Source organism: Paenibacillus ihumii (genome assembly GCF_001403875.1).
GTDB lineage: Bacteria > Bacillota > Bacilli > Paenibacillales > Paenibacillaceae > Fontibacillus > Fontibacillus ihumii.
Genome location: NZ_LN884299.1, coordinates 1 through 25,096, shown reverse-complemented (window position 1 = coordinate 25,096; position 25,096 = coordinate 1). Strand labels below are relative to the sequence as shown.

The window sequence follows — 25,096 nt, the reverse complement described above, 5'->3', positions numbered from 1 at the left end:
TGCGAGGCGCCCTTCTCCAGTTATATGTGCTTAAAGGTACTTCTTATGATTTAGGTACTTTTATATGCTCCCATTTGCTTAAGGTATTGCAGAGTATTTTATTTGCCGCTGATTTCCCGGAAGGCAGCTTCCGCCGCTTCAAGCGTGAAATCAATATCCTCGTCCGTATGGGCCGTCGTCAGGAACCAGGCCTCGTATTTGGAAGGAGCGAGATTGACGCCCCGATTCAGCATGGCCCGGAAAAAGGCCGCGAACATGTCGCTGTCGGTATCCTGCGCTTCCTCATAATTGGTTACCGGATGATTGCAGAAATGCGTCGAGAATGCTCCGGCAATGCGGTTGATCGTCAGCGGAATGCCGGAACGGCTCGCTGCATCGGCCAGCCCGTTAGTCAGCTTGACGGCCAGGCGCTCCATTTCCGGATAGACGCCCTTCTCCCGCAGTACCTCAAGGCAGGCGATCCCGGCAGAGATGGAGGCCGGATTGCCGGCCATCGTTCCCGCCTGGTATGCCGGGCCGAGCGGCGCGACCTGCTCCATCACTTCCTTGCTGCCGCCGTAGGCGCCGATCGGCAGTCCGCCGCCGATAATTTTACCCAGCGCCGTCAAATCCGGCCGGATCGCCTCGTGATGGGCTAGCCCGTCAAACGTCTGGGCCGAGCCGTAATGGAGGCGGAAGGCGGTGATGACCTCGTCGTAGATGACGAGTGCGCCATATTGCCGGGCAAGTCTGCAGAGCTCCTCGAGGAAGCCTGTCTTCGGCATGACCATGCCGAAGTTGCCGACGATCGGCTCGACCATCACTGCGGCTACGTCATCGCCCCATTTATCCAGGGCGGCTTGAAGGGCTTCGGCATCATTAAACGGAACGGTGATTACCTCATGGGCGATGCTGGTCGGGATGCCGGCACTGTCCGGAATGCCGAGCGTGGAAGGACCGGAGCCTGCGGCGACCAGCACGAGATCGGAATGGCCATGATAGCAGCCGGCAAATTTAATAATTTTATTGCGCTTCGTATAGGCGCGGGCTACGCGGATGGTCGTCATAACCGCCTCTGTGCCGGAATTGACGAAGCGAACCTTGTCCATGGAAGGGATGGCCTCCTTCAGCATTTTGGCGAGTGTAATTTCCAGCTCGGTTGGCGTGCCGTACAATGTGCCGTTGGCCGCCGCATCCTGAATGGCGCGGGTCACATGCGGGTGTGCATGTCCGGTAATGATCGGGCCGTAGGCCCCGAGATAATCGACGTAGCGGTTGCCGTCCACGTCCCAGAAGTGGGAGCCGGCCGCTTTGGCCATAAAAACGGGCGCCCCGCCCCCGACCGCTTTGAAAGAGCGGGAGGGGCTGTTGACGCCGCCGACGATATGCTGAAGAGCTTCTTCGTATAAACGTTCTGATTGAATCCGGTTCATGGGGTACATCTTCCTTTCGTTGTGTTTAGCGGATCAATGATCAATTCTGGAGCCCATTCGCAGCAGGGGGCGATCCGGAACTGGAACGCGCACTGGCTCCGCCATCAGCGGTGGAACCCGTACTGGCTCCAGCACCTGAGCCGGTACCTGTGCTGGTGCTCGTACCCTTGCCCGCATCTGCCGATCCTGTGCCTGCCGGATCACTATCTGTTGCATTCTCCGGCTCCTCCGGCTCCTCCGGCGCGCTGAACACTTCCTGAACAAATTCCTTTAAATCGTCTTCATTGCGAACCACTAGCACCTCGGAGCCGCCTATATTCTTCTCAACGAGGAGCTTCATCGGCGGAATTTGCTCGCTGGCTACCATCTTGCTGTCGTAAGCGACGGTGGCGAGCTTCCACATGTCGTTGACCGTCAGATTCGTATCGATGTAAGGATTGACCTTCTCCAGAATCGTCGGGAGCTTCATGATCGAAGTCGTTGAAATCATTTTCTCGGCCACGGCCTTGAGGAAGTTGCGCTGCCGTTCGGTTCGCGTATAATCGGACAGGGCGTCGTGACGGAAACGAACGTATTGCAAGGCGGATTTGCCGTCCAGATGCTGCTGCCCTTTTTTCAAATCGATATCGTATTCATGATTGTCGGCCCTGCTTGTATAGCGCATGTCCTTCTCCACGTAGAAGTCCACGCCCCCGATGGCATCCACGAGCTCGATGAAGCCCTGGAAATCGGTATAGACGTAATATTGAATCGGGATTCCGAGCAGCTCGGAGACCGTCTCCATCGCCTTGTTCGGCCCGCGGGTAATAGCTCCGTTAATGCGGTCCGAGCCATGCCCTGGTATTTTGGTGTAAGTATCACGCATAATAGAGAAGAGGTAGGCTTTCTTCTCCACGGGATCGACGGAGGCGACCATCATCGTATCGGATCGGGGAATTTCCCCCTTTTTCAGCCCGCGGGCATCCACGCCCATCAGCAGGATATTGACCCGTTCGGTGCCCTCCCATTTGGGAGGCTCAGGCTCCTTCTTGGTTTCGACCGGTTGAACGTTGTAGAAGGGCGAGTCCGCGCCTTTCTTCTGGAATTTATCAACTTGGTTATAAATGGCGATAAAATAATAAGCCGCAACAGCTAAAATTGCGATCAAAACTCCGGTGATAGACCAGATGATCGTTCGTTTCGTTCGTTTCGTCATAATGTTCGTTCCTTTCGTTGGATAACGATGAGAAGCGTCGTATTTTGGATGTAACGCATCCCATCCATTATAATTTCTTTTACAGACACAATCAATTTCCGTATTTGTGAAGACAGAGAGGAGTAAATCAGAATGGCTGATATTCAAGTTCAAACAGGAGAGCTCGTTCCCGATTTCCGGCTTCCGGCAGACGGAGGAGAGGAGATCTCATTAAGCCAATACCGCGGCCGCAAGGTTATTATATATTTTTATCCGAGAGATATGACGCCGGCCTGCACACAGCAGGCTTGTGATTTTCGCGATCAGAGCGAGGCCTTGCTGCAGCAGGGAGCCGTAGTTCTCGGCATCAGCGGCGACTCCGTCAAGTCGCATGATAAATTCAAAGCGAAGCATGGGCTGACCTTTCCGCTGCTGGCCGATGAGGATCACCGCGTCAGCCGGATGTTCGGCGTATGGCAGCTTAAAAAAATGTACGGCCGCGAATATGAGGGAATCGTGCGCTCCACCTTCCTCATCGATGAGGAAGGCAGGCTGCAGAAGGAGTGGCGCGGCATCCGGGTAGCGGGGCATGTCGAGAAGGTGCTGGAGGCCTTGCAGGAGGACACGGGAGCGAAATAAGGCCATCGCCCCGTAGTCTATTTTGCATCATGCGTTCATATAATCTACCAGAAACCGAATGAAATGATATAACCCTCGGAGGTAGATTTATTATGAAAATAAAATGGCTGGCTGGACTTCCGCTGTTTCGCATGATTACCGCTGTAATTGCTCTTGTTCTTATCGTTACCGTCATTCCCTATTCCGAAAGCCGAGGCGTGATGCCTGAGGCTGCCGCCCGGTCACATGGCTTTGCGGCGGCAGCACCTGCGGCCCAGGCAGCATCCGCGGCTCTGGCAGCATCTGCGGCCTCAGCCGTATCCTCGGCTCCAGCTGCCTCAAGAACCCCGGCTTTACCAACAACTCCAGTAGCCTTAGCGACTTCAACTGCCTTAAAGACTCCAGCTGCCTCAACAGCTCCAATTACATCCACGGCTCCAGCAGCTGCATTAACGACTTCAACGGCATTGACAGCTCCAGCGACATCCACGGCACCGGTTGCCTCCTTGGCTTTTGCTGGATCCGGGGCGCCTGCCGCTTTTGGGGCTTTGGCTGCCGGAGCGGCCCCTTCACAAGAATCTTCTGCGAGAAGCTCTTTCCCCTTAACAGAAAGTGACAAAACACTCCAGCCGGAATCCTCGCGGCAATTTGCATCGCATGCAAAGCCCAAAGAAGCCAGCAAAGTCGTATACCTGACCTTTGATGACGGCCCCAGCAAATGGACGGACGACGTCCTGGAGATATTGCAAAAAGCCGACGTGCCCGCTACATTCTTCGTGCTTGGCGAGCAGGCGAAGCGCTTCCCTGAAATTATCAACCGGATCGATGAAGCCGGGCACGAGATCGGCAACCACACTTATAATCATAAATATGATGAGCTGTACGCCAGCTTCGGCGCTTTCTGGTCTCAGATCAAGGAGACGGAGGAAGTGCTGCGTAATATTACCGGAAAGCGTACTCCGCTTGTCAGGGCGCCGGGCGGAACGTACGGTCATTTCGATGCGGCCTTTTTTCAGCTGCTGGAGCAAGGCGGCTATAAAGTATTCGATTGGAATCTGGACAGCGGCGACTCGAGGCGCAGGGGCGTTCCCGCATCCGAAATCATCAAGAATGTGACCTCGGCCAAGCCGGCCAGCTCCGTCAACCTGCTGATGCATGACAGTGCCGGGCATGAAGAGACCGTTAAAGCTCTGCCTAAAATTATCGAATACTATAAATCGCTCGGATATGAATTCCGCCCCCTCACTCCCGAGGTTGCGCCCGTTCAATTTGCCGTAGCCCCCAAAATGAAGAACAGCAAGCGGCCCCAGCCATCGAGCGAATGGATAAAGGCTCATATTGTGCCTAACGCCGCATTGTTTGGTCCCGGCGAACCGCTCTACATCGAAGCCGGGGGCGTAGAGACAAAGCTCGCGGCGGGGGAATACGAGCTGCAGGGCGGGCAATACCGGGTACCGCTCCGGACGGTCATGGAGCGTCTGGGAGCGGAGGTGCGCTGGCATGAAGGGGAGAGAAGCGCGGTCGTGACCTGGGGAGATACGAGGATTCTCGTCAGCCTGGACGACGATTTGATAGTCGTTGAAGTGCAAGGGGAGATTGCAGCTAGCTACACCGCTTCCCTTGACCAGAAGAGCGGGCTTTTGTGGCTGCCGCTGCGTACGCTGCTGGAGGCAACCGGGCATAGTATCGTGTCTGTGTCGGCTAATCCTGAGGAGCGGCGGGTGCGCGCGTCATGATCGGCGGCAAGCCGCGCCGGCCTTGCGGCAGACATGATGCTTTTTTTGGCGGCTGCAGTTTCTCTCGCATATGTCTATTTTCGGTAGTTTCTGGCGACAATGGTTGGTAGAATAGCGGCCGGAAATGGAGGTAGCCAGGTTATGATAGATCATTATTCAGCTGATTTGCTCGGGAAGCTGGTAAACCGGGTGGACAGCGTAATTATAGGAAAAAGAAAGGAAATCGAGCTTGCTGTCGTCTGTATGCTGCAGGGCGGACATATTCTGCTCGAGGATGTGCCGGGGGTAGGCAAAACGCTGCTGGTGCGTACGCTGGCTGCGTGTCTTGGCGGCACGTTCGGCAGAATTCAGTTTACGTCGGATCTGATGCCGTCCGATGTTACCGGGGTGTCGGTATATCACCCCCATACAGGGCAATTCGAGTTCCGGCCCGGTCCGGTCATGGCTCATGTCGTGCTTGCGGATGAGATTAACCGCGCGGCTCCGCGTACCCAGTCTGCCTTGCTGGAGGCGATGGAGGAGCGCAAAGTGACGGTGGACGGGGTCACCCATTCGCTGCCGAAGCCGTTCCTATTGCTGGCTACGCAGAACCCGCTGGATTACGAAGGAACTTACAGATTGCCGGAGGCTCAGCTTGACCGGTTCTTGATGCGCATTGCCCTCGGTTACCCCCAGCCTGAACAGGAGGTGGAGATGCTTGGCCTTATGCAGGAGCGTACGCCTGTGAGCGAGCTCCGGCCCGTCCTCCTGCTTGAAGAAATGGCGCAGATGCAGCGCCAGGTCCGGAAGGTGCTTGTCGACGAGCGGATCAAGCAATATTTGGTGGCGATCGCCCATGCGTCCCGCCGCCATCCCCAGCTGGCGCTCGGAATCAGTCCTCGCGGCACGCTGGCCTGGATGGGCGCCGCGCAGGCGATGGCCTACTATCAGGGGCGTTCGTACGTGATCCCTGATGATGCGAAGGCAGTAGCTCCGGCCGTGCTGGCTCATCGGCTTATGCTGAAGCCTGAGGCAAGATTATCAGGGCTGCGCGGAGAGAATGTCGTGGAAGAGTTATTGTCCCAGGGCAAAGTGCCGGTATTTCAGCAGCAGCGGGGGGCGTCGTCATGAAGAGCGGCTGGATTCGAGCCTGGGCGGCAGCCGTTCCCGTCCTCGGTGCTCTAGGAGCGGTTTACGTCTGGAAGGGGGGAGCGGCTTCGTTATTTCTTTTTGTGCTGGCCCTGTCCATCGCCGCCATAGGTGCCATTGCTCAGTTTACCGGGCCGAGAAGAGTCGTTGTCCGCCGTACGTGGTCACCGCTAGCCCCGTTTGAAGGAGAGGATGTCGAGGTTACGCTTCATATCCGCCTGGAGGGCGGAATTCCCCCGCTTTGGCTGCAGGTTCAGGATCATTTGGCGGGGGAGGGACAGGAGGGCGGCACGCTGCTGTTTACCGGATTCAAGCGGAATTATTGCGGTACCTATCGTTTGGATGGCGTGACGCGCGGGCTGTATACCGATGGCTATACGACGGCTTCCTGGGGCGATGTTTTTGGCTGGTTCACCCGCAGCCGCCGCATCCAGGGAACCGATAAGCTGCTGGTTCAGCCGCTCCCGCTCTGTATTGCTGCATTGGATGGGCCGAACGGCCATAAGGACGGCAGCAGCGGAAAAACGATTTCTTCTCCTGGTTATGCTCCGCTGTGGGGCAGCCGCTTAAGGGCCTATGAGCCTGGTGATCCGCTGAAATCCATCCATTGGAAAATCACCGCTCGCCGCGGTGAACTGATTACCCGAGCTCAAGAGGAAGTACACGAGTTGCCGGTCTGCCTGATTCTGGATACGGATCCGGAGTCTTATTCCGCTCAAGAAGAAGTCTTTGAAATTGCTGTATCTGCAGCAGCAGCATGGCTTCGCCGCCATAGCGCCGGTGCAGATGAGTATTATTTTTGTTCCGGGACCGGAAGCGGAGCGCTCAAGCTTAGCGGGAGAGAAGGTTTATATCAGGGGTTGGAGATATTGGCACAGGCCCAGCTTGTGGACAAGCGGTTGACGGCTTCCGCATGTGCAGCGGAAGCATGGGAGCAATGGGTCGTTCCGGGCCAGCGGATTACGGTGATTACAGGCCGCCTGTCTTCCTCGCTTGTCTCCAGGCTGCTGCAAATGGCTGATGCTGGAGCAGTGCTGGATTTATGGTGTGCTGGGGAAAGAGGCAGCATGGGCGCGGAAGGCTTAGTCAACGGCGGGGATGATGCCCTGGAGGGCTGGACAAGCGCTTCCGAGCCTTGGTTATCCCAGCTGAGCACGCATGGAATTCACATGGTTCCTCTTCTATATGAGGCATCCGTACAGATGGGGCCAGAGCGGGGAGGTAGAGATCATGGCATTGCTTAGCTCGGATCAGCAGGTCATGACTGGAGAACCTTCCGCTCGTTCAGCGAAGCCGGAAGCTGCTCAGTCATGGCTGCATCGTGGTGCCGTATCCCTGCTTTTGTTCGCTCTTTTTGCCGAATGTCTGTATCCTCTCTATTCTATTGTCGTCGAGCATGAAAGAAGGGTGATTGGTGTCTTCTTGTGTTTGACAGGCGTTCTGCTGCTTATCGGCTGCCTGCGGCTGGCCGTGTGGGGGCAGAGCTTGTTAGGCATGCTGCTTATTGGCGGAACATTGTTCTATTTATTTGGAGTGGAGGAAGGAATCTCCTGGCTCAACGGATATGGAGGCGCATTGATTCAGGATATCGCTGCGATATTTCAGACGGGAAGGCTGGACGAGGCGAGCGCGGAGTCGCGGATGCTTCTATTGTTGATCGGGTGGAGTCTGCTGGTCGTATCTGTCCAGATGCTGGCGGTCAGCAGGCAGACGATCCTGCTCTTCCTGTCGGTTGCGATTGTGTATTTGCTGACGATCGAGATGATTTTCGAGGAGCCGACTTTTTATAATCTGGTGCGCACGGCAGGAATCGGCCTCGGGATACAAGGCTATGCTTTTGCGATGCAGCTTCGGGAAAATGCATGGGCTCAGCGGAAGCTTCTGTCAACGAACGGGAGGAGACGAAGGGAGCATGCCTATGGCTGGGCTGCAATCCTTACGATCCTGGGGCTTGTTGCCGGTGCTGCTGGACTGGCCTTGCTGCTGCCGGCTCAGCCGGTCCAGCAGCGGCCCCTTGAGGCCCTGATCAAAAGCCTGCAAAGCTGGTATGAGCAGGAGGGCTTGGCCGAGGCAGGCGCGGCGAGCTCAAACGTGTCGGGCTACGGTCGGGATGATGGCGAGCTGGGAGCGCCGCTTAAGCTGCGCTGGGAGACTTATTTTACAGCGCAATCTCCTGCACCCGTCTATTGGCGGGGAGAGAGCAAAAGCGTATACACCGGCCGCGGCTGGACTCAAGCTGCATTAGAGGGGGAAGGACGAGAGGGCGGAGATGACCTGAGCTTGCTGTCACAGGACGGCGGCACGGCGAGCGGCAGCAGGATCAAGCAGACGATTACGTTCTCAAAGCCCGTTTCAGGCCAGCTCCCGCTGTTTAGCGGAGGAATCCCTGTGCAGGTTGATCGCGTATTTGCCAAGGGTGAACGGAGCGTCCCTTTTAACGCGGCTATCAACCAGATGACCGGGGCTATCCATTTGGTGCAGGCAGGACAGGTTCAGCAGGTTGGCGAGGTATCACAGGCTGGTAAGCTGCCTCAGAGCAGCGAGGCTCCGGAGACTGGCCAGACCGGCCCGGGCAGGCCAGCTGCACCGATGGCGCAGGTTGAACGCCTTGAAGCTGCCGGAACAGTCTCTCTCTCTTTCCCGGAGGCGATCGAGGGCTATGAGCTGACTGTTGTCCAGCAACCGGCAGCGGGCGAATATCTGCGGGAGCGGCCAAGCGTCGATCCCGAATGGATAAGCAAGCTGTATTTACAGCTGCCGGAGAGCTTGCCGGAGCGCGTTCGCGAGCTGGGCAATTCACTTGTGAAGGATACGGATAACCGCTATGATGCGGTGCTGTCCGTTGTGAATTATTTGAAGCAGCACTATTCCTACAATTTGAATTCCGCTATCCCGCCGGAGGATGAAGACTTTGTCGATCGCTTCCTGTTTGTCGACCGCCAGGGCTATTGTGATCATTTCTCTACGGCGATGGTCGTGCTTCTGCGCAGCAGCGGGATCCCTGCTCGCTGGGTGAAAGGCTTCACGCCGGGTGAGCGCAGCAAGGAAGCCCCTGATTTATATAAGGTATCCTATGCGGATGCCCATTCGTGGGTGGAGGTCTATTTTCCAGAACAAGGCTGGATCCTGTTCGATGCGACCCCGGGATTCGATTCCGTCCTGGCTGCCTCGGGCGGGGCAGAGAGTCAGCTGCTGCCTGCGTGGATCCGTGAAATGGCGAGAAACGCCCAAGGGCTGCCAGCAGTGATAAAACATATTATGGATCAAGCCTGGTTTATCCTGAAGGAATCGTGGAATAAATCTCCATTGATCTGGTCAGTGGGATTGCTTGTGATCTGGCCAGTGTTCCGGCTTGCTGCATGGATAAGCAGGAATGGCCCGCAGTGGCGCAATTTATGGGTGCTGCGGGGGATTACCTCCCGCCCTCGGAGTCGTTTTCCCGATCAGCAGCTGCTGCTGGATGCCGCGGATCGGGTCTGGCAGCAATTGTACCGGATGCATGGATATAAGCCGGAAGGGTTGACCGCAAGAGAATATGTAGATGTTCTTGCTGCTCAGGAACCGGCTGCGGGCGGCAAATTGGAGGAGTTTGTCCGGGAATGGGAAGTACTTTATTATGGGGGATTCAGGCCGGATCGGATGAGCAGCCGAAATTTTCTGGAGTTATGCCGAAATTTGGCTCATCGTCGCGGATAAGATGTCTTCCGAACTTTCTTGACGACTACTTTTGTCGTTTCGTATAATTAGTTTCATGAATTGAGGGAGGCACGGTAATGAATAAGCCAAATGAATTGATTGTCGTTCTTGATTTTGGAGGGCAGTACAATCAGCTGATAGCAAGAAGAATTCGCGATTTGGGTGTATATAGCGAATTGTTGCCATACAATACTTCGGCAGAGCGGCTGCGGGAAATGGCCCCTAAGGGCATCGTTTTCTCCGGCGGGCCTTCCAGTGTGTATGCAGAGAATGCACCGCAGATTGATCCTGCCGTATATGACATCGGAGTACCGATTTTCGGGATTTGCTACGGAATGCAGCTGATGGCTCATCAGCTCGGCGGCAAGGTAGAGCGTGCGGCTAAGCGCGAATATGGGAAAGCGGACGTGAATTTTGCCGAGAATTCGGCGCTGACCAAAGGTCTGGAGTCGAAGCAAACGGTATGGATGAGCCATGGCGATCATGTCGTGGAATTGCCGGAGGGCTTCGTCGTCGATGCTTCCACGGAGCATGCTCCGATCGCCGGATTCGCCAACAAGGAGCGCCGGTTGTACGGCGTCCAGTTCCATCCGGAGGTGCGCCATTCCGTGCATGGTAACGAAATGATCCGCAACTTCCTGTATGAAGTATGCGGCTGCGAGGGCAACTGGAGCATGGAGACGTTCATTGAGGATGCAATCAAGGACATCCGCGCCCAGGTCGGCGACAATAAAGTGCTGTGCGCATTGAGCGGCGGGGTGGATTCTTCCGTTGTTGCGATGCTCATTCACAAAGCGGTCGGCGACCAGCTGACGTGCATGTTCATCGACCATGGTTTGCTGCGCAAAGGCGAAGCCGAGAGCGTAATGGAGACGTTTGTCGGCAAGTTCGATATGAAGGTCGTCAAGATCGATGCGCGCGAGCGCTTCCTGTCCAAGCTGGCCGGTGTGGATGATCCGGAGCAGAAACGGAAAATCATCGGCAACGAGTTCATCTACGTGTTCGAGGAAGAATCCAAGAAGTTCGATGACTTCAAATTCCTGGCGCAAGGCACGCTGTATACGGATATCGTAGAGAGCGGCACGGCGACGGCTCAGACGATCAAGTCTCACCACAACGTCGGCGGTCTGCCTGAGGACATGAAGTTCGAATTGGTCGAGCCTCTGAAGGCGCTGTTCAAGGATGAGGTTCGTAAAGTCGGCGAGGAATGCGGCCTGCCAGCGGAAATCGTATGGAGACAGCCGTTCCCAGGACCAGGTCTGGCGATTCGCGTATTGGGCGAAGTTACGGAGGACAAGCTCAAAATTGTCCGTGATTCCGACTATATTCTCCGTGAAGAGATCGCTAAAGCGGGCCTAGACCGCGAAATTTGGCAGTACTTCACGGCGCTTCCGAACATGAAGAGCGTTGGAGTGATGGGCGATGCCCGGACATACTCCTACACCGTCGGTATCCGCGCGGTAACATCTATCGATGGCATGACCGCCGACTGGGCGCGCATTCCTTGGGATGTGCTGGAGAAAATCTCGGTGCGGATCGTTAACGAGGTGGATAACGTCAACCGCGTTGTGTACGACATTACATCCAAGCCGCCGGCTACGATCGAGTGGGAATAATTCACTAGAGCATTTGAAGTGAAAACGTTCCGCCAAAGGAAAAGACGTAAAAAGGGATATTGCATAAAAGCAATATCTCTTTTTTGTTTTCTAAGATATTTTTTAGGTCAGTGTTTATAGGCTTCTGTTGCAGATTAGTTATAACTAAATCGACTTTTTAGGATTTTCTCCGCCAAAAGTCGCTTTTTAAGTTATGTCTAAATTTTGGAGTGGTGAATAATGAAATACAACTTTATTTATGCTGATCCGCCCTGGCAATATCGGTAAAGGAAAGGGCAAGATGTGGCAGAAAACCATTATCGCGCAATGAGCTTAAAAGATATTTGTGATTTACCTGTTGATTCTAATTCTCACTAAGATAGTGTTTTATTTTTATGGGCGTCATAACTTCATGGGGATTCACGTTCAAAACGGTTGCTTTAATGACTTAGATTATCAATCATTCAGAATTGGAAATTCCTCAAGCATCTTCTTTAAATTGATAGCATCCCATGGCATGTGCTCTGTAATGCCTAAGCCCACTACTTCTGTTGCTTCGGAAAGCTCCTTCATTATACGAATCAGTTGTGTACGTTGCAGGGAGCCAGCTGCTGAGAAGTTATAATCTTCATCAGGATTAGCGAACAATAAGGAACGAAAGGATGATGGATCCAATACATCTAAATCAAGATGAATGGCTAGATGCTTGATATCATTTTCCTTAATCCAGTTTTTTATTGAATCCGTACTTTTAGCAAGCTCATCTGCATTAGCTGTTCTAATACCTAGTCTATTAATCAGTTCATCCTCGGGTTCCTCTGGATAAACACCTGCTTTTTCAATTTCTTCTACAATTCGCTTTTTTTCCTCCTGAGATGGAGTTGCTAGACCGGCGATAAATACATTCTCTGGTTTCAGTGGAGTTTTTACTAGACTTGAAAATTGCTTGTCGCCCTCGCCTAGTAGATTTCCAAGTGGAAGTGTATGTCCATTGTCATATCCCACAAATCTAACAAGATCACTATGAGCATCAACCCATATGACCCCTAGATTTCCTCCGTAACGTTCGTTTAAATAGGCGAAGGGTGCCTGTTCCACAAGACAGTCTCCACCTAACATCACAACCCGATCCGGCTTGTGAGCTTCTAGGAGATGGTGTGCGGCTGTTAATTGCTCAAATAGTTGTGTTCTTCCATTCATGCCATCCTCCTTTTTAAGCGAATCCCCGTCAAAAGCTTGGACCGGGACTTCAATAAGAGGCTGATTATTTTTTGGGGCAAGCCAAGCAAGTAACTCAGCTCCAAATGAATAATGTGGGTTATTTCCTCCTTGCCATTGGGGCATAAGCAGTCGTATAGTCTTTTTAGTCATTATGCTCTCTCCTTTATTTGGAATAATGTTAGTTTACAATGCAAAGTAAATCTAAGAAAAGTACGCACTTTTTTGATAGATACTACCAGAAAGGATAGTGATTATATGAGTATGGCTGAATATAAAGGTAAAGTGAAGAACATTCAAGATACCCCTTTTGGATATACAATGTCTATTATTGGTGGCAAGTGGAAGATGGTTATTATCTATCTTCTAGCTGAAAATGAATCCATTCGATTTAATGAATTAAAAAGGCAGATAGGTGCGATTACGTATCGAACATTAAGTGCTCAATTAAAAGAATTAGAGACCGATGGATTGGTTCATCGTGAAGAATTCCCCCAAATCCCGCCCAAAGTTGTCTATAGTTTAACGCCAAAAGCTAAATCTCTCCTACCTGTCTTGGAAAGTCTGTGTGAGTGGGGAGTAGAAAATCAGTAAAAAGTAGCGATATGATGTATATTGCTTCTGAAAATGATGTTATTCGTATTGTAGGTAGTTCTTATCAAGAAGGGCTCAATTATCCTGATCACGATGACATTTTTAATGACGAGAGGAGTCTGTAGTTGATGTGCAATTTGAATAACGGAAAAATACCGAAGGAAGCGATTCAAGCATTAAAAATTGTCGAGGAGCTGCTTGGCAGTGAGGTAGTCGCGGTATATCTATTTGGTTCTGCCGTAATTGGTGGCTTGCACATTGACAGTGATGTAGATGTCCTAGTGGTCGTAAATCATAGTTTAACCGAATTAACTCGAAGAAAACTAACGGACAGACTGATGCTTATATCTGGAAAGATAGGAAATACAGATTCTGTGAGACCACTTGAAGTCACGGTTATCAACTATGGAGATGTTGTACCCTGGCGATATCCGCCAAAAGGCGAATTTATCTATGGTGAGTGGCTTAGGGATGAGTTTGAGAAAGGACAAATTCAGGAACCAACTAATGACCCTGACTTGGCTATTGTTTTAGCAAAAGTAAGAAAGGATAGCGTTACTCTTTTTGGTCCGGATGCTTCAGATGTACTAGCCCCCGTGCCAATGACAGATATTCGAAGAGCGATTAGGGAATCCTTGCCTGGGTTAATTGAGAGCGTCAAGGGTGACGAAAGAAACGTAATTTTAACTTTAGCCAGAATGTGGCTGACAGTAGCTGTTGGTGAGATTTTTCCAAAAGATGTGGCTGCAGAATGGGCTATACCTAGGTTGCCTAAAGAACATGCGGCTTTACTTGATTTAGCTAGAAAAGCCTATTTGGGAGAATATGTTGATAAGTGGGAAGGACTTGACTTCGAGGTGATAGCACTCGTTAATTGTATGAGAAATTCTGTAGAGTCTTATCTCAGTAGCTACTCAGATTTAATGGTAAATAAAAAGAATCAACTTTAAAAAAATTAAAATTGATTCTTTTGCGGAACCGATGTTCAAACAATGGATGAAATTCCTTTTAAGAACTATCAATTACCTGTTTGTTCATTTTGATGAAATATATCACGAGGAAGAGGACCTTGAACTACAAAAAATGATAAAGAATCTTGATCATTATGTTGACTTTATGAGAGGAGGATTAGGTAGGTGAATAACATGACAAGAAAACTAAAACAGTATGATAAATCTCCCTGCAATCCTTGGGCTAGTAATTTGTATCATCTTAATTTATATAGGATTTAGGAAAATTGAAAAAAAGAAAAGGGAGTAAAGTCAGTCAATCTTAATGTAGTAAGTAAGGGTGCAATATAGCTGGCTGTGAATTGATCTGTATGTGGGAGGGGGGGAGGATCATGGATATCAATTTTTGGATTTGGATGTTTTTAATCGTATTTATGCTTCATAACTTTGAAGAGATATTTACGATAGAATATTGGTTTAACAGGATATATCCTGTTACGAAAGAACGCATTCCTTTATACATAATTCAACAAATGGAAAAGTCAAAATCAATGACCGCCGGCCAGTTTACAATAGCAGTGTTTGTATTGTTTCTTGTTGTATCCGTGCTTTTAATCATCTCAGTGACAACAAAGTTTTATTTTCTTTTCTTGGGTGCCAATATATTTTTTGCTATAAATATTATCATCCACCCTATACAAGCACTTTTTCTTAGAAGATATGTTCCTGGATTATGGACAAGTGTTGTTCTTATACTGCCTTACAATTTGATTCTTTTCAAAATGTTGTATCAAGAAGATATGCTGGATACAAGTATGATTATTTTATCACTGATCGTAGGCGCTTTGTTTGTCCCATTGCTGTTATTGAGCCATAAAATAGCTGATTTATGGAAACAAAGATTTACTTAAAATTAATTTGACATCTCTGGTTTAAGCACATCGACAAACCAATACAGATCCTTTGTGGAATCTGTGGTTTACCCTCAAGCTTCTCCGTTAGCTTCAAGTTTTTTTCTGATTGCCATTGTAAAAACCAAACGGCCTAGTCCTATGTAATATCTGAACTCAAGCCGTTTGGCGGTTTTGCAAGTTATTTTATTACGGGATTCAGGAGCCGTACTCTATCGACAGGCTTTTATTTGTGTTGTCCCATATGGTTTTTGCGCCAAGTATGGAAGGAATCTCCCTAGCTTTGATGTAGGATGATCCTGAGAGTATTTTGAACTCCTTGATAGTAGTTCCATTAATCGTCGGTGCTTTCTTGGAGCTGTCATAGCCGACTTCAACCCCTAGTAAATCACTGGTAGATCGCAATGGCACATAGACGCTCCCATCGATCAAGCGTCCCGATTTTGCAACCTTGCCGTTGACGGTGACAGGAATCTCCTTGTATAGGTTTTCCCTTTGGGATGGGGGGATGTAGGTTACGGTGACATAGCCTTGTGTCTGGACGTTCAATTCTGGATCGGTTGGGGAAAGAACCACAATGTCATGCTTGCCGGTTACCGAACCAAGTGTAGCTGTAACCGAAGCGGTTCCTAATCCGACAGTCTTAACGCTTCCGTGCCGAGCCGTTAGAATTTGTGTGTCCGTAGAATCCCAAGTGGTTAATTCGGTGACATAGGCCGTGTCGCCATTCTCAAAATTGGCCAAGGCATTCAATTCCATGCCGCTATCTACGCTAACCTTAAATGGATCAGCGGTTGGCGGAAGAGTGCCCCTGACGATGTCAATGCTTGTTGGAATGCCAACGAGGATATCCGCTGATGCTGTGGCGAAATTCTGAATCACTTTTCCCGAAGAATCCTCCAAAATGGCAGATTGAACTTTTATGGAGGTATTCTGATTGGAGACCCCTTCTTTTACCGTGAGCAGAAAAGATACAAAGGGTTCATCGGAGCTTGAACGAATCAGCTGGCCATTCTCGGCCGATATGGACAGGACCACTTCCTGCCGTCCATCAGCAGGATCCAAATCTAAGGGATAGGGGTTCTCGATGAGGTAATTTCCCGTTCTGAAATTTTCGGAAGGAATGATAAATGTATCATCTCTCCAAATGTCTTTTCCAAGGGTATCCTCAAAGCGCAGGCTGCCCTCTGTCGTGAAAATATTCTCGTCATAGCTTAAAGTGATCTTGGCCGACCGGAGTCCCTTGCCATCAGCAAGCTCTGCATTGGAAATTCCGACATCCACCATTACGCCTTGGCCGGGAATCAGACTCCTGTATCTGCTTGTAACATCCAGAGATACCTTCTTTGAATCTGCTGCCGCAGTAATACTTGCAAAGCATCCCACCGCCATGAGAAGTGCAATTAGTGCAGTAATGAGTTTCTTGTTGATCACGTACATGTTATACCTCCATAGTTAAGATATATTTGTAATATCGGCATGGCCGGAGCTTTACATAAGAACTGTCCTGATGTTCTGCAGGAGGGCGACTTTTGTCGGTTTTTAAAGAATAATATCGAATATTCATTTAACAAATCACGAACAATTACTATGGTCGATTTGAAAAACATTCGTTTTTTCTGTTGACAAGCTGAGTCTTGAAGCCTAGAATAAGTCATGTAGTAAGTCTTTGAACCAAGACTTGTACGGGAATATTCGACAAATTCAATATAGATGCTTTTCGTATAATTCCGGGAATTGGCCCGGAAGTCTCTACGAGGTCACCGTAATGATCTGGCTACGAAAAGAAGACATCGAGCATATTTGCAATTGGAAGGATGCGGACGGTTAACGAGTCTTGCGGTTAACGATACAGAACGTGTAACGGCTGCTTGACATCCGCTGCCGCCTTCCAGCTGCAAGCATGGCTTCGAATCTTCTGCTCAGCACGTGACCCGGGGATGTAATAGTCGCTCCGGGCTTTTTGTCGTTCCCGACTCATTCTAAGGAGGAATCATTAACCATGGATCGGTTCTTTAAACTTAAGGAACACGGCACTAATGTAAGAACGGAAATTATCGCAGGGATTACAACGTTCATGACGATGGCTTACATCCTGTTCGTGAACAACCTGTTCTTGGGCCCTGGCGGCGCCGGGATCCCTTCAGATGGCGTATTCTTTGCTACTGCGGTCGGTGCGGGTCTGATTACGATCCTCATGGGACTGTTCGTCAACATTCCGATTGCCCTCGCACCTGGTATGGGTCTGAATGCGTACTTCATGACGGTCGTTCTTAGTTCCAACGGGGCAATTACATGGCAAGCGGCTCTAGGTGCTGTCTTCATCTCAGGTATTATCTTCTTGATCCTTACGGTGACGAAAATTCGTCAAATGCTCCTTGTGGCAGTGCCAGAAAGCATTAAATCTGCCATTACAGTCGGTATCGGTCTGTTCGTAGCTATTATCGGTTTCAAAATGAGCAACCTCATCGGCATTAATCTGAACGGACCTGTCGAAGACTTTACAAAGCAGGTGCCGGGAAGCTTTTTCAACCTGGGCCTTGGTGATTTCGTACACAGCTCAGATGTGCAATTAACATTAATCGGTCTGATTCTAATCGCCATTCTAATGGCGCTCCGTGTTAAAGGCGCATTGCTGATCGGTATCGTGGCAACAACACTGATCGGTATTCCGATGGGCGTAACCGATGTGAGCGGATTGGCCGGTGCAAGCTGGTTCCCGAATGTAAACGAGCTGGCTGTCGGCAAGCTTGATATTATGGGCGCGCTCAAACTGGGATTGTTTGAAATCGTATTGGTGTTCACCTTCGTTGAATTGTTCGATACGTTTGGAACCCTTGTAGGTACAGCAACACGTGCCGGATTGATGAAGAATAAAGAAGAAGGCGAGAAGAAGATCGGAAAAGCGATGCTGGTTGACGCGGCTGGCGTTAGTGCCGGCGCGGTTCTCGGTACGAGCACGATCACTTCATTTGTTGAAAGTACAGCGGGCGTTGCTGAAGGCGGACGTACCGGGCTTACAGCCGTAACAACAGGCATTCTGTTCCTGCTGGCATTGTTCATCGCTCCTCTTGCAGGCGTGGTGCCTTCCGCAGCAACGGCTCCAGCGCTGATTATCGTTGGTGTGCTGATGATGGGACAGGTCCGCAATATCGAATGGGATGATTTCCTTCATGCGTTCCCTGCGTTCCTGACAATTGTGCTTATGCCGTTTACTGGCGGTATCGCTAACGGGATTTCGGCTGGAATTATCTCGTACGTTGTTCTTGGCGCTTGCAGCAACATTTTTACGAACAAGAAGGTTAAAGTTCACTGGCTAATGTGGGTGCTCGCCGTTCTTGTGCTTTGCCGCTATATTTTCTTAGGTGCTGAGTAATCCCGGTACCGGGTAATATAGAAATTTTTAATAGAATATCCTGCTTCGTTCATTTACAAGGCTGGCCGCTTTTGCGGCTGGTCTTTTTTTTACCTATAAAAAGATAATGCGCTATTCCAGGCGTACCCCCTGTTTCCTCGTTATATGCTCTGAATCTATGAATTTATAGGCATAATCTTTAATTCCCTACGTATATTGGTACAAGCATAGGATGACTTTGCTAGGAAAGAGCGGCAAAACTCATCATTCTCCGTGTGCTCGATCAATCCGTATGGGGTGGAATAGGACATGCCAAGCTTTGTAAAGCGGGCGGCAGCGGTGCTGCTGGTCATCGTTTCTTTTGTGTTCATTGCGCGAATCCAGCTGGGAACGGCTTATGCGCTGGAGCATAACCTGGTGCAAAATCCCGGGTTTGAGCTGGGGGGACCTGAAGCGCCGGAAGCATGGGAGGCGGAGAGCTGGTCTGCTGAGGAAGGGGCGAGCAGCTTCAGTGTGAGTCAGGATGATACCCATTCCGGGGAGCAGTCTGCTTGGATTGAAAGCGTGAAGCCGGATCATGCCAAATGGGTACAGCGCGTCCCGGTGGAGCCGAGCTCCATTTATTTGATTTCTGCCTGGACTAAAATACTGAGCATCGGGGGCGGGGAAGTCGGGGCAAATATTTTTCCGCTTGGTGTAGGCGGAGTTTACCCGCATATTAACGAAGCATCCGGTGAATGGCGGCAGATCCAGTTCTATGGCGCTACCGGGAGGGAACAGAACGAGCTGAGTATTGCCGCGGCCATCGGCGGATATGGAAGGCTCAATACAGGTAAAGTTCTGTTTGACGATATCCGCGTTGAGAAGGTGGAGCGGCTGCCAAGCGGAGTAAATGCACTGCCGCTTAGCATAAATAATTTAGGCTATGCAGGCGGTGGAGCGGATGGAGACTCCGCTGGCCCGAACGAAGCACATAGCGACGAAGGTGGAGACCGTTCGAACGGGGCGGCGGGATTTGCTGTCGGTACGGCGGCCAGCCCGACGGCAGCGCATGTCCCGGTACTGCCGATCATGCTGTGGTCGGGGCTGTTCGCTGCTCTGTTTGCCTGGTTGTATCGATTCATGACCGTGCAGAGGCATCCGTTGGGTGGCCGAAGTCATTCTTATCAGGGCTGGCTATGGCTCACGATGCTCGCCGCACTGCTGCTCCGGATTTGGATGGGCTATGCTGTACGCGGCTTCGAGACCGATATGAACACCTTCATGAGCTGGGCCAGTCGCGCGGTGGAGCAGGGGCTCGGTGAGTTTTACAGCGAGGGGATTTTTGCGGATTATCCGCCGGGCTATATTTATATTCTGTACGTATTAGGCCTGATCCGGCAATGGCTTGGACTGGATTATAGCTCGGCAGGCGCGATGCTGCTGTTCAAGCTGCCTTCGATCCTGGCGGATTTGGCGGCCGGCTGCCTGCTGTACCGGGCCGGCCGCGGCAAATTCGGGGACAGGGCTGGTTGGGCGCTGGCGGTCATGTACCTGTTCAATCCGGCTGTACTTATTAATTCAGCAGGCTGGGGCCAAGCCGATGCCTTCTACACGTTCTTCCTGATCGGTTCATTAATGGCATTAAGCGAGCGGCGCTTGGAGAGATCGGCTGTATGGCTTGCGATCGCCGTATTGATTAAGCCGCAGACCTTTATTTTTGCGCCGGTATGGCTGTTGGCTCTCCTATATTACCGTTCCTGGAAGCGCATTGCCGTAAGCGTGCTGCTCGGGGCGGGGGTTGCTGCGTTGCTAGCTCTTCCGTTCTTCTGGAATGCCGGAGGGTTGCCAGCTCTCATAGATTTATACAAAACGACGCTGGCTTCCTACCCCTATGCTTCGGTCAATGCCTTCAATTTATATACACTTTTCGGGCACAATTGGGTTCCTCTTGACGAACGATGGCTGCTGCTCCCCTTCCGGGTATGGGGCATGCTGTTCATTGTGTCGGCCGTGGCTTATGCCGTCTATATTTCACTGCGTAGACGCGGGCAGGATTTATCGAAAACGTTCTTCATTGCGCTGGCGCTTATCGTAATTGTGTTCGTGGCGGGAACCAAAATGCATGAGCGTTACATGTTCCCGGCACTGCTGCTGTGCCTGTTCTGCTTCATCCAGTCCCGGGATCGCCGCCTGCTCTTCTTATATCTCGGCTTCAGTCTTACGCAGTATGTTAACGTCGCCTATGTCCTGGGGCACTTGAATCTCGGCACAAGTCCCGGCAATGATGGCATTGTTCTGTTATGCTCACTCGCTAACGTGGCCCTGCTCGTCTATATGCTGATATTAGGCTATCGCATTTATGTTCAAAAAAAACGCCACCTTATCCAGCCTCAAACTGCAGAAGATCGTTCAGCCCGCGAGGACTTGCTGCTGGCAGAGCTTGCTTTCAAGGGAAAAAGGAAAGGCCTGTACAAAATTCGCTTCCAAAGCAGAGACTGGCTCTGGATCAGCCTTGTCACGCTTTTGTACACAGCGCTCGCCTTGTATCAATTGGGCTCGGCGAAGGCGCCGGCTAGCGTATGGAAGCCTACAGCGCCAACTAGTTTCCGTGTGGATTTCGGTGAAGCCAGAGACGTGGAACGCGTCAACTTTTTCGGGGGTGCTTCTACAGGCCGTTTTAAATTGGATTTCGGAAATGACCCGGCCTCTTGGGAGAAGACGATCGAAGTTTCTGAGGATATTGGCGCGGTCTTCGCTTGGAAAAGCGAGAACGTTCATACCACAGCCAGATATGCCCGTGTCACGGTAGAGCACATCGGTATTTCCCTGCATGAAATGGCATTTTATGAAGCCGGACAGGACGAACCGATCCCGATCTCGGGAATCTACGATGAAACGGGCGGAGGAACGGATAGCGACAGGAGCGCGTTGTTATTTGACGAGGCCTCGGCCGCGGTATATTATCCCGGTTTTATAAACAGTACTTATTTCGATGAAATATATCATGCTCGAACCGCATATGAATATTGGCAGCATTTGCCTCCGTATGAAACAACGCATCCGCCGCTCGGCAAGCTGTTGATCGGATTAGGCATGCAGTTGTTCGGCTTCAGCCCCTTCGGCTGGCGAATTGTGGGGACGTTATTCGGAGCGGCGATGCTGCCGTTAATTTATCGCTTTGCCCTGCAGCTGTTCGGGCAGCGAAAATATGCGGTCATGTCTATGTTGCTCCTTGCGGCTGAGTTTATGCATTTTGCGCAAACCCGCATTGCGACGATCGATGTCTATGCCGTATTTTTCATCCTGTTGATGTTTTATATGATGAATCGTTATGTGCAAATGAACTTCTATAAGCAGCCATTGGGCAAAACGCTGAAGCCTCTGTTCTGGGCTGGCCTATTTTTCGGCATCGGGATTTCGACGAAATGGATCGTATTGTACGGCGGCGCTGGGCTGGCCATCCTGCTGCTTCTATCCTTGTATAAACGCTACCAGGAATATGCAGTGGTCAAACGCAGGCTTACAGCAGATACAGAAAAAGAGGAGCCGGAGCACCGTGAGTTATACCGCCGCATTAAGGAAGGCTTTTGGCGGAAGACCCTGATTACGCTGGGCTGCTGCTGTATCTTTTTCGTTGCGATTCCAGCTTCGATCTATGCGTTAAGCTATGTTCCTGCTCTTACTGCCGTAGAGGGCGGTTTTCACTTCGGCAGTCTGGTTCAGGCGCAAAAGGATATGTTCGACTACCACAGCGGACTTGTGGGAAGCCATCCGTTTGCCTCGTCTTGGTGGGAATGGCCCTTCATGAAGAGGCCGGTATGGTTCTACAGCGCACAGGGCGAAGCCGGCGGCTTGGCGGAGGGGGTGGTGTCCAGCATTGTCACCATAGGCAATCCTCTTATTTGGTGGACCGGGATCGCCGCCATGGCTGCAGCGTTCTGGCTCACTATCAAGCGCAGGGAGTCCGGGCAGTATGTGATATGGGTGGCTTTTCTAGCCCAGTATGTTCCATGGATGCTTGTCACGCGGGAGACGTTCCTTTACCACTACTTTGCGATGGTGCCGTTCGTCATTCTGGCTATTGTATATGCTGCAAGCCTCGCCGAGCAAAAATGGCCTCGCTTCAGGATCGTGAGGTATGCGTATATATCCGCTGCGGTGCTGCTGTTTGTGATGTTCTATCCCGCTCTGTCAGGAATGGCGGTGAGCTCGGGATACATTGAGCAAGTGCTGAGGTGGTTTCCGACATGGATTTTTTAAAAATAGAGAAGAACAGGAGTGCCAAGTTTGAGTTTATGAGGTGAAGGAGGAGCGGTTATGGTAGGCTGCAGCGTTGTCGTGCCGATGTTTAATGAGGAGGAAGTTATTGAGCATACGTATCACCGTCTGAAGCAGGTTATGGATTGTGCGGAGGAAGAGTATGAGATCATTTTCGTAAATGACGGAAGCCGGGACAGGACGAGTGAAATAGTCGCAGGAATCTGCCGCAAGGACTCGAACGTTAAGCTGATTGAATTCTCCCGCAATTTTGGCCATCAGGTAGCGATCAGCGCGGGTATGGATTATGCCTCAGGGCGCTGCGTTGTCATTATTGATGCGGATTTGCAGGATCCTCCCGAGCTGATTCTGGAAATGATCCGCAAATGGAGAGAAGGCTATGAGGTAGTGTACGGCAAGCGTCTCAAGCGCAAGGGCGAGAGCGTGTTCAAGAAAGCGACGGCGATGCTGTTTTACCGGCTGCTGGGCAGCTTGACGCAGGTAGATATCCCGCTTGATACTGGTGATTTTCGCTTGATCGACCGGAAGGTGTGCCACGTACTGAAGGGCCTGAAGGAGAAAAACCGCTTTGTCCGCGGCCTGGTCGGCTGGGCGGGCTTCCGGCAAACGAGCGTAGAGTACGTTCGCGACGAGCGCTTTGCTGGCGTTACGAAATATCCTTTAAGGAAAATGATTGCATTTGCTCTGGACGGGATTACCTCTTTTTCACATAAGCCGTTAAAGATCGCATCGTATGTTGGCGTCCTGCTGTCGCTTTCCAGCTTCATCTACCTGTTCGTCGTCTTGTTGCAGAAATGGTTCGAGCTCGGAACAGTTCCCGGTTGGGCTTCGATCGTAGCGATCAACTTGTTCTTCAACGGAATCGTCCTCATGCTGCTAGGCGTAATGGGAGAATATATTGGGCGGATTTACGATGAGTCCAAGGATAGGCCGCTCTATATCGTTCGGGAGACAACGGGTTTTCAGCGTGAGAACGTTAATACAGCGGCACAACAGCCAGCGTTTGTGGCGGAGGGGAGGAGAGAGCAGGTGGAGGAGTATGCTGGATAGAGGGAAAGGGCGATTTGCTGCCCAGTTTTTAAAATTCAATATGGTAGGGCTGGTCAACACCGCCATTGATTTTATGCTTTTTTCTTTGCTGCTGTTTCTGGGAGCAGCGACTTTCGGGGCGCAGGTCATTTCATACGCTGCGGGAACTTTGAACAGTTACGTCATGAATAAGAGATTTACGTTTTACGATCAGGCGGGCGAGCAGGATGGAAGGAGTATTTTTAGATTCGGGCAATTTATTCGGTTCGCGGCATTGAACGGCGCAGTTCTTGTTTTATCTTTGATAATGCTGTTTGTGTTGGTTTCCGTCGCCGGATTCCCTCCCCTGGCTTCAAAAGCGATCGTAACAGCTGGCACTGTGTGTTTAAATTTTGTTGGGAGCCGTCAGTGGGTGTTCGCGGGGCCGGCATATAGGCATTTGAAGGGACGGATGCAGGCTGATGAATGATTCAGGATGTATAGTTGTGGGTTATGAGTGATTGCATTTATTGATAAACATTAGATGAATAAAGTTGATTTTTGCAATTATTAATGAGGTTAACGGATGATTCGCATTATTTTATTTATATAGTAGGAAATTTTATCGTAGAGATTTTTGGATCCAGTGAAATAGACAGGCATAAGTATCGAGGAAACCCAATAAAAATGAATTGAGGAAGTGTGAATTTATTATCGTATTGGAGTGGGGCTAATGAGGAGCAAGAGCAAAGCAGTCATTGCCGCAACGATTGCTGCCGGATTGACGTTAACCACGGCGAACACGGCTTTTGCAACGGTAGATGGACTGCAAGAGAATCCGATTGAATCGGAGTTGGAGACATTCGGGTGGTGCCCGATTCCAACGCCGACGCCGAAGCCAACGAAGACACCGAAGCCAACGCCGACGCCGACCCCAACGCCGACGCCGAAGCCAACGAAGACACCGAAGCCAACACCGACGCCGACCCCAACGCCGACGCCGAAGCCAACGCCGACGCCGACCCCAACGCCGACGCCGACCCCAACGCCGACGCCGAAGCCAACGCCGAAGCCAACACCAACACCAACACCAACGCCAGAACCAACACCAACACCAACACCAACACCAACACCAACACCAACACCAACACCAACACCAACACCAACACCAACACCAACACCAACGCCAGAACCAACACCGACACCAGAACCAACACCAACGCCAGAACCAACACCAACGCCAGAACCAACACCAACACCAGAACCAACACCAACACCAGAACCAACATCGACACCAGAACCAACACCAACGCCAGAACCAACATCGACACCAGAACCAAAAACCTCCCCTTAACCACAACTGGGTAATATAGAAATTTTAAATAGAATATACTGATACGTTCATTTACAAGGCTTGCCCCATATTCTACTGTGCTTTTTT

The 25,096-nt window shown here is 50.9% G+C and carries 18 protein-coding genes and 1 riboswitch; of the genes, 14 read left to right on the top strand and 4 right to left on the bottom strand.

The window, feature by feature from the left end; translation table 11 throughout:
• Positions 1 to 98: 98 nt before the first annotated feature.
• Positions 99 to 1,412, bottom strand: a complete 1,314-nt coding sequence (locus BN2762_RS07970; protein ID WP_055106508.1) for a glutamate-1-semialdehyde 2,1-aminomutase — start codon at positions 1,410 to 1,412, stop codon at positions 99 to 101.
• A 40-nt stretch (positions 1,413 to 1,452) separates the two neighbouring features.
• On the bottom strand, positions 1,453 to 2,607 hold the full coding sequence (locus BN2762_RS07965; RefSeq protein ID WP_055106507.1) for an LCP family protein: 1,155 nt from the start codon (positions 2,605 to 2,607) through the stop codon (positions 1,453 to 1,455).
• 132 nt (positions 2,608 to 2,739) lie between these two features.
• On the opposite strand from BN2762_RS07965, the gene bcp reads away from it, so the two are divergent.
• The 6 genes from bcp (at position 2,740) to guaA (ending at position 11,380) form a co-directional block, all read left to right on the top strand.
• The gene (gene bcp / locus BN2762_RS07960) at positions 2,740 to 3,225 is read left to right on the top strand and encodes a thioredoxin-dependent thiol peroxidase (RefSeq protein WP_055106506.1); all 486 of its coding nucleotides are present in this window, start codon (positions 2,740 to 2,742) and stop codon (positions 3,223 to 3,225) included.
• A 92-nt stretch (positions 3,226 to 3,317) separates the two neighbouring features.
• The gene (locus BN2762_RS07950) at positions 3,318 to 4,940 is read left to right on the top strand and encodes a polysaccharide deacetylase family protein (RefSeq protein WP_230202457.1); all 1,623 of its coding nucleotides are present in this window, start codon (positions 3,318 to 3,320) and stop codon (positions 4,938 to 4,940) included.
• Positions 4,941 to 5,081: 141 nt separating this feature from the next.
• Positions 5,082 to 6,050 carry an AAA family ATPase gene (locus BN2762_RS07945; RefSeq protein WP_055106504.1) on the top strand — a complete coding sequence of 323 codons (969 nt, stop codon included), beginning with the start codon at positions 5,082 to 5,084 and terminating at the stop codon, positions 6,048 to 6,050.
• Complete coding sequence (locus BN2762_RS07940) at positions 6,047 to 7,312, top strand: DUF58 domain-containing protein (RefSeq protein ID WP_055106503.1); 1,266 nt, start codon at positions 6,047 to 6,049, stop codon at positions 7,310 to 7,312. The genes BN2762_RS07945 and BN2762_RS07940 overlap by 4 nt, the downstream gene beginning before the upstream one ends.
• Positions 7,299 to 9,764 (top strand): transglutaminase-like domain-containing protein, encoded by a 2,466-nt coding sequence (locus BN2762_RS07935; protein WP_055106502.1) that lies wholly within the window; start codon positions 7,299 to 7,301, stop codon positions 9,762 to 9,764. The genes BN2762_RS07940 and BN2762_RS07935 overlap by 14 nt, the downstream gene beginning before the upstream one ends.
• A gap of 77 nt (positions 9,765 to 9,841) precedes the next feature.
• Positions 9,842 to 11,380: a glutamine-hydrolyzing GMP synthase gene (gene guaA, locus BN2762_RS07930; protein WP_055106501.1), complete on the top strand. Its 1,539-nt coding sequence runs from the start codon at positions 9,842 to 9,844 to the stop codon at positions 11,378 to 11,380.
• A 435-nt stretch (positions 11,381 to 11,815) separates the two neighbouring features.
• Here guaA and BN2762_RS07925 read toward each other — a convergent pair whose 3' ends face one another.
• Positions 11,816 to 12,730, bottom strand: a complete 915-nt coding sequence (locus BN2762_RS07925; protein WP_055106500.1) for an arginase family protein — start codon at positions 12,728 to 12,730, stop codon at positions 11,816 to 11,818.
• Between the two features lie 105 nt (positions 12,731 to 12,835).
• Between BN2762_RS07925 and BN2762_RS07920 the strand changes: the two genes are divergently transcribed.
• The 3 genes from BN2762_RS07920 to BN2762_RS07910 all read left to right on the top strand — a co-directional run bounded on the left by BN2762_RS07920 (position 12,836) and on the right by BN2762_RS07910 (position 15,032).
• Positions 12,836 to 13,171 carry a winged helix-turn-helix transcriptional regulator gene (locus BN2762_RS07920; RefSeq protein ID WP_055106499.1) on the top strand — a complete coding sequence of 112 codons (336 nt, stop codon included), beginning with the start codon at positions 12,836 to 12,838 and terminating at the stop codon, positions 13,169 to 13,171.
• A gap of 128 nt (positions 13,172 to 13,299) precedes the next feature.
• Complete coding sequence (ant(9), locus tag BN2762_RS07915; RefSeq protein WP_055106498.1) at positions 13,300 to 14,121, top strand: aminoglycoside nucleotidyltransferase ANT(9); 822 nt, start codon at positions 13,300 to 13,302, stop codon at positions 14,119 to 14,121.
• A gap of 392 nt (positions 14,122 to 14,513) precedes the next feature.
• Positions 14,514 to 15,032 carry an HXXEE domain-containing protein gene (locus BN2762_RS07910; protein ID WP_055106497.1) on the top strand — a complete coding sequence of 173 codons (519 nt, stop codon included), beginning with the start codon at positions 14,514 to 14,516 and terminating at the stop codon, positions 15,030 to 15,032.
• A 198-nt stretch (positions 15,033 to 15,230) separates the two neighbouring features.
• Here the strand turns inward: BN2762_RS07910 and BN2762_RS07905 are convergent, their stop codons facing one another.
• Positions 15,231 to 16,466, bottom strand: coding sequence for a copper amine oxidase N-terminal domain-containing protein (locus tag BN2762_RS07905; protein ID WP_222861039.1), 1,236 nt, complete (start codon positions 16,464 to 16,466; stop codon positions 15,231 to 15,233).
• A 266-nt stretch (positions 16,467 to 16,732) separates the two neighbouring features.
• Positions 16,733 to 16,832: riboswitch (purine riboswitch) on the top strand.
• A 202-nt stretch (positions 16,833 to 17,034) separates the two neighbouring features.
• Here BN2762_RS07905 and BN2762_RS07900 point away from each other — a divergent pair.
• The 5 genes from BN2762_RS07900 (at position 17,035) to BN2762_RS07880 (ending at position 25,023) form a co-directional block, all read left to right on the top strand.
• Positions 17,035 to 18,408, top strand: coding sequence for an NCS2 family permease (locus BN2762_RS07900; protein ID WP_055106495.1), 1,374 nt, complete (start codon positions 17,035 to 17,037; stop codon positions 18,406 to 18,408).
• A gap of 288 nt (positions 18,409 to 18,696) precedes the next feature.
• A complete protein-coding gene (locus BN2762_RS07895) occupies positions 18,697 to 22,629 on the top strand; it encodes a phospholipid carrier-dependent glycosyltransferase (protein ID WP_055106494.1) in 3,933 nt (1,310 codons plus the stop codon).
• A gap of 57 nt (positions 22,630 to 22,686) precedes the next feature.
• The gene (locus tag BN2762_RS07890) at positions 22,687 to 23,697 is read left to right on the top strand and encodes a glycosyltransferase family 2 protein (protein ID WP_055106493.1); all 1,011 of its coding nucleotides are present in this window, start codon (positions 22,687 to 22,689) and stop codon (positions 23,695 to 23,697) included.
• A complete protein-coding gene (locus tag BN2762_RS07885) occupies positions 23,687 to 24,145 on the top strand; it encodes a GtrA family protein (protein ID WP_055106492.1) in 459 nt (152 codons plus the stop codon). Before BN2762_RS07890 ends, BN2762_RS07885 begins: the two co-directional genes overlap by 11 nt.
• Positions 24,146 to 24,522: 377 nt before the next feature.
• A complete protein-coding gene (locus BN2762_RS07880) occupies positions 24,523 to 25,023 on the top strand; it encodes a hypothetical protein (RefSeq protein WP_055106491.1) in 501 nt (166 codons plus the stop codon).
• Positions 25,024 to 25,096: the final 73 nt, after the last annotated feature.

Coding starts and splice junctions, on each gene's coding strand:
- BN2762_RS07970 (WP_055106508.1), bottom strand. CDS start 1,412: ATGAACCGGATTCAATCAGAACGTTTATACGAAGAAGCTCTTCAGCAT.
- BN2762_RS07965 (WP_055106507.1), bottom strand. CDS start 2,607: ATGACGAAACGAACGAAACGAACGATCATCTGGTCTATCACCGGAGTT.
- bcp (WP_055106506.1), top strand. CDS start 2,740: ATGGCTGATATTCAAGTTCAAACAGGAGAGCTCGTTCCCGATTTCCGG.
- BN2762_RS07950 (WP_230202457.1), top strand. CDS start 3,318: ATGAAAATAAAATGGCTGGCTGGACTTCCGCTGTTTCGCATGATTACC.
- BN2762_RS07945 (WP_055106504.1), top strand. CDS start 5,082: ATGATAGATCATTATTCAGCTGATTTGCTCGGGAAGCTGGTAAACCGG.
- BN2762_RS07940 (WP_055106503.1), top strand. CDS start 6,047: ATGAAGAGCGGCTGGATTCGAGCCTGGGCGGCAGCCGTTCCCGTCCTC.
- BN2762_RS07935 (WP_055106502.1), top strand. CDS start 7,299: ATGGCATTGCTTAGCTCGGATCAGCAGGTCATGACTGGAGAACCTTCC.
- guaA (WP_055106501.1), top strand. CDS start 9,842: ATGAATAAGCCAAATGAATTGATTGTCGTTCTTGATTTTGGAGGGCAG.
- BN2762_RS07925 (WP_055106500.1), bottom strand. CDS start 12,730: ATGACTAAAAAGACTATACGACTGCTTATGCCCCAATGGCAAGGAGGA.
- BN2762_RS07920 (WP_055106499.1), top strand. CDS start 12,836: ATGAGTATGGCTGAATATAAAGGTAAAGTGAAGAACATTCAAGATACC.
- BN2762_RS07910 (WP_055106497.1), top strand. CDS start 14,514: ATGGATATCAATTTTTGGATTTGGATGTTTTTAATCGTATTTATGCTT.
- BN2762_RS07900 (WP_055106495.1), top strand. CDS start 17,035: ATGGATCGGTTCTTTAAACTTAAGGAACACGGCACTAATGTAAGAACG.
- BN2762_RS07895 (WP_055106494.1), top strand. CDS start 18,697: ATGCCAAGCTTTGTAAAGCGGGCGGCAGCGGTGCTGCTGGTCATCGTT.
- BN2762_RS07890 (WP_055106493.1), top strand. CDS start 22,687: ATGGTAGGCTGCAGCGTTGTCGTGCCGATGTTTAATGAGGAGGAAGTT.
- BN2762_RS07885 (WP_055106492.1), top strand. CDS start 23,687: ATGCTGGATAGAGGGAAAGGGCGATTTGCTGCCCAGTTTTTAAAATTC.